This window comes from Orenia metallireducens (assembly GCF_003001995.1).
Taxonomy (GTDB): domain Bacteria; phylum Bacillota; class Halanaerobiia; order Halobacteroidales; family Halobacteroidaceae; genus Orenia; species Orenia metallireducens_B.
Genome location: NZ_PVNB01000062.1, coordinates 1 through 4388 on the forward strand (window position 1 = coordinate 1; position 4388 = coordinate 4388).

The 4388-nt window shown below is 34.4% G+C and carries 5 protein-coding genes; 2 read left to right on the top strand and 3 right to left on the bottom strand.

Annotated elements, in window-relative coordinates; genetic code table 11:
- Nucleotides 1-290: 290 nt before the first annotated feature.
- The 3 genes from BX659_RS18425 to BX659_RS18435 form a co-directional block, all read right to left on the bottom strand.
- Nucleotides 291-1505 (bottom strand): phage major capsid protein, encoded by a 1215-nt coding sequence (locus BX659_RS18425; protein WP_097019688.1) that lies wholly within the window; start codon nt 1503-1505, stop codon nt 291-293.
- 50 nt (nt 1506-1555) lie between these two features.
- Entirely contained in the window at nt 1556-2179 is a 624-nt protein-coding gene (locus tag BX659_RS18430; RefSeq protein ID WP_097019689.1) for an HK97 family phage prohead protease, read from the bottom strand.
- 289 nt (nt 2180-2468) lie between these two features.
- Nucleotides 2469-2801 (bottom strand): LysM peptidoglycan-binding domain-containing protein, encoded by a 333-nt coding sequence (locus BX659_RS18435; RefSeq protein ID WP_097019690.1) that lies wholly within the window; start codon nt 2799-2801, stop codon nt 2469-2471.
- A 286-nt stretch (nt 2802-3087) separates the two neighbouring features.
- Between BX659_RS18435 and BX659_RS18440 the strand changes: the two genes are divergently transcribed.
- Nucleotides 3088-3996, top strand: coding sequence for a YIEGIA family protein (locus BX659_RS18440; protein ID WP_097019691.1), 909 nt, complete (start codon nt 3088-3090; stop codon nt 3994-3996).
- Nucleotides 3997-3998: 2 nt separating this feature from the next.
- Entirely contained in the window at nt 3999-4205 is a 207-nt protein-coding gene (locus tag BX659_RS18445) for a capping complex subunit for YIEGIA (protein WP_097019692.1), read from the top strand.
- Nucleotides 4206-4388 lie beyond the last annotated feature (183 nt).

Sequence of the window (4388 nt, forward strand, 5' to 3'; positions counted from 1 at the left end):
CAATACACTTGCTCTTCTCTCACTAGTCTCAAATTCCTTACCCCTACTAATAAAACCCTCAACACCTTTAAAAGTGCTAAGGGCTTTCATCATAGCCATAATAGTTACCTCCTCTATTTTCACTTATCCTATCTATAAACTCTAAGGATTTTTTAATCTATTTACCTTTGTTTTTAATTTAATTCGTGTGATTAGCGTTAATTGGCTGCTAAAAAATTAAATTTTGGTTTTATCTAATGCTTTTATCTGTGTCCATCCGTGTTAATCTGTGGCTAAAAATATTTTGAACTTTATGATTCAGTGGGCTTACCATCAAAGGTCACATGCACAAAACTCTCAGGCAACATAGTAGTCAATGCCACCCTCTCATTAGCCATCAATGCTGACATATTCCTAATACCAAAATCAGCATGCTGGTCCAATACCTTAATAAAGGCATTCTGTCTATCCCAAAGAATAGCACCCATTCCCCAAGCACCAAGAGCTACTTCTCCAGCATTAATCTGAATAGTCTCCACCACTGGAACAGACCAGGTTCTTTTTTGCCCTCCTTCAGTTACCTGCACCCAAATATAATGACCATCAGACCCTTTTAGTAATTCTATCTCCTCCCAATCGCTAGGATTAACCACTACCCCAGTTACAGGAAACCCAGTCATCCGAGCAATGGTAATCGCTCTTCTTAAAGCATCAATCTTAGTATCTCCAGCCTTGCCCTCAGACCACTTATACTGCTGTCGGTCTGGGTCCGTTAAAATTCCCTGTAGATTAGGGCTAGTCCCATCACCATAAAGAATCTGCCTTTCATCCTCCTGCTTCAAACCATAAATCAAACGATTATCAATATAACCTCGTAACTGCTTGGCATCATCCAGAGCTTGATTAGGTACAGGAATATAATGAGAAATATCCCGAACATTAGCTGACTCCTTAGTAAATTCAATACTAGATTCCGGAGCAGGACTTCCAACTCCTATAGCATTAGCATTATTGGTATAGCCAATCTCTCTAACATACTCAATAGAATTACTATCAGTAGTCTGTACATTAAGCAAATCACGAATATTTAACTCCTGCTCTGGTGGCATAATGATATTTGGAACTCTAGTTGGAACAGGAATACCCTCTGCCCCAGTCAAACCTTTTCTTCCCATATTAAATAAACCTTTAAAATGAACAGGGTCAGAGCTATCTAAATTTGACTCCCTCATCCTCTTATAAGACTCCGAATCCACAAAGACCTGCCCAAAGCTCTTAGTTCCCTGTTGATTTCTAACACCTAAGTTAGGTCTACTCATCTTCTTCTCCAACTCATCAGCTCTGCTCTGTAGCTTCTTCATCTCACCCCCAATCTCTTTTATCTGACCTTCAACCTCTCCAATAGCCTTAGCAGTCTTAGTAGTAGTCTCACCAAACTCTTTAATCTCGCTTTCCTGTTGGTCTAATAATTTTTGTAAATTGCTAGTTACACTATCAAACTTCTTACTTAACTCTTTAAGTTCCATAAAAATCTCTCCTTAAAATATACTGTTCTAATTTCCTTTTACTTTTGACTTTAAATCTTTTGACCTTTACTATCCTCTATCCTCTGCTCTACTGCTTTTCCCAACCTTTCCACCGACTCCAACATCTTACCCACCTCATCCTGTTCCTTAACCTCAGTTTTCTCTAAGAATCTATCCAAAAGTTCTATTGTCTTAGTTAATACCTCCTTAATATCATCATTAGCTTTGACTGAAGTGATTAATGCCTCATCATTCATAGCCCAAGTAACAGGGCTAAACTCATATAGCTTAAGCTCTTTTAAGTGCCTAACTCCATCCTTCCATTCTTTCTTCACTGTGTCATAACCGATACTCAGTTCATTAATTACTCCATCTTTCATCAATATCTTCACATCTTTACCTAAGCTAGTATCACTAATCTGCCCTTTAACAAATAATCCCTTCTTATCTTCCCTCATCTCCAAAGGCTTACCAATAGGACTATACGGGTCATGCTGCCAACATATTTTTATTCTATCCTTGTTATTCTTTAAAGTCTTAGTAAAAGCACCTGGTTGAATCAAATCACCACCAGCATCAACGTTACTAAAGACAGCTGCGTAACCAGTAAAAATACCAGTCTCTTGGTCAAAGTCTTTAAGCTCAAAGTGAACTCGCTTAGTTTTGTATTTCATATAAAACACCTCCTATTTCTTATCAAAATAAAAAATCCAAAGGATTTTACACCATTGATTTTCCGATATTAAATGTTTTTAAGGTTTCTTATCCCTTATCCTCTATCTCTTGCTTTTCTACCTCCTAAATAAAAAAACACCCAGATAGATTCTGAGTGCTTTAAGCTGAATAATATATAGTTTTCTTATTATAGATTATATAGGTTATATAGAGGTTATAACTCTCATTTTTATATCAAGATTAATTCAATATAATAATATTTTCGCTAATAGAATAGAACTGATATCATTAGCGTAAAGAAACTGGAACTACTAACCTTTGACCAACTTGAATCGAATTAGGATTAGATAGGTAATTAAACTTCACAATAGTATCTACTTGGGTACCATATTTTTTAGCTATTGCATATAGACTATCGCCAGCTTTTACTGTATAAATAATTGCCTCTGGTGGAGACTGAGGTATAATAATCACTTGTCCAGGACTAATATTATCTGGATTCGGAATGTTATTAAAAGCTAATATATTAGAAACAGTTGTATTATATCTTTGGGCAATTGCAAAAAGAGTATCACCAGTTTTGATGGTATAGCTGAAAGTTCCTAAGGGTGCAGTAGGCATTTTTTTACCTCCTTTTTAATTAATACTATATAATATTAGGAGGCTATTGTTGCTAACAACTCTTATTTATTTGATAAATTATGATTATATTCTAAGGATTAGATAAAATAGATGATATATTTAAAATGGAAGAATGAGTTTAGCCATTATCTTATAGATGGCTTTAGCCTATAACGCGACTTCCAGTCAGTAGTTGTTGAAATATCTATTTTCTCTATTTATCCCTTGTATATATCACCTAATAATCGCAAAGAATAAAACAAGAAATTTCTCTAGGAGGATTTATATGAAAGAGATACTTTCACAACATTACTTAATCTTAATTACAACCTCAACAATCATTGGAACTTTAGCTCGGATAAGCGTACTTAAACAGGATTATCGCCAATATCCTAGCTATCCCAATGGCTATATGATTCATATTATCACAGCCTTTATAGCTTCTGCTTTAGGAGCAGTTGCTATTCCAGCATTATTAACTAAAAACTTTGTAGCAGTTACCTTTCTATCCTTAGCAATTCAACAATTTCGTGATATTAGAAAGATGGAACGAAATAGCCTTCAAGACTTAGAAAAAACTGAATATACATATCGGGGATCAGCCTATATTGATGGAATAGCTAAAACCTTTGAAGCCAGAAATTATTTCGCTTTGATAGTATCTTTTATGTCTGCCTTAACAATTCAGTTGCTAAATCATCAACTAGCTTTAATCAATATTCTAAGTGCTATTATCGTAGCAACCATAATCACTTTTATCTTAAATAGATTCTCTAAAGGAAAGACTGTAGGAGATATAGCAGAGGTTAAAAAAGGTCAAGTAGAAGTAAGAGGTTCAGAACTATATGTAGATGATATCTATATTTCTAATATTCTTGGTAGTGAAAAAGCTCGTAAGATGTTTCAGGATGAAGGGATAGCAGCAGTTATCTATCCTAAAGAAAACCACTTTAGAATTACTCTAGATAACTTTGGGCAACGCCAAGCTATACTCTTTGAAGCTACTCGTGCCTTAGGAGTGAAACGCTATCATTTTACTAGAAAAGAGTATCGACAGGGAAGAGTAATTATCTCCTTAGTTCCTATTATTCAAGATACTGACGCTCTAATCGAAGCCATTAAAAAAGCACCTTTATTAGAGAATGTTAAAAAGAGCCATAAAGTAATGGATACCAATTTAATAGGGAGGAAATAAAGATGGGTAGAGAAGCCAGTATGCAGCCAAATTATCAAGTTTTAGCCTACATCACTACAAATAAAGAGAGAATATTAACTGGAGGAACCTTAAACTTATTTGCTAAAAACAAAGAAGAACAACAAGAGTTAACTAAAGATATATCCAAAGCTATGAAAGCCGATGTAGTAAAATTACAATGTGGAGATTATTTAATCATTAAGATATAAGGTCATTACAATAAAACATTTTAGAAACTAATAAAAGAAGGCAAAATCGCCTTCTTTTATTACTTATATTTTTATACTTTTAATAAATTTACACCACTTTACAAGTTTGACTATGCAATCTTGTCATCTCGTAGAAAAGAACTAATAGCTTTCTGAACTTTAGAATAAATTTTGCTACTTTCG

What these genes read in the sequence shown, in the direction of transcription:
- BX659_RS18425 (WP_097019688.1), bottom strand. Translation starts at nt 1,505, where the DNA reads ATGGAACTTAAAGAGTTAAGTAAGAAGTTTGATAGTGTAACTAGCAAT.
- BX659_RS18430 (WP_097019689.1), bottom strand. Translation starts at nt 2,179, where the DNA reads ATGAAATACAAAACTAAGCGAGTTCACTTTGAGCTTAAAGACTTTGAC.
- BX659_RS18435 (WP_097019690.1), bottom strand. Translation starts at nt 2,801, where the DNA reads ATGCCTACTGCACCCTTAGGAACTTTCAGCTATACCATCAAAACTGGT.
- BX659_RS18440 (WP_097019691.1), top strand. Translation starts at nt 3,088, where the DNA reads ATGAAAGAGATACTTTCACAACATTACTTAATCTTAATTACAACCTCA.
- BX659_RS18445 (WP_097019692.1), top strand. Translation starts at nt 3,999, where the DNA reads ATGGGTAGAGAAGCCAGTATGCAGCCAAATTATCAAGTTTTAGCCTAC.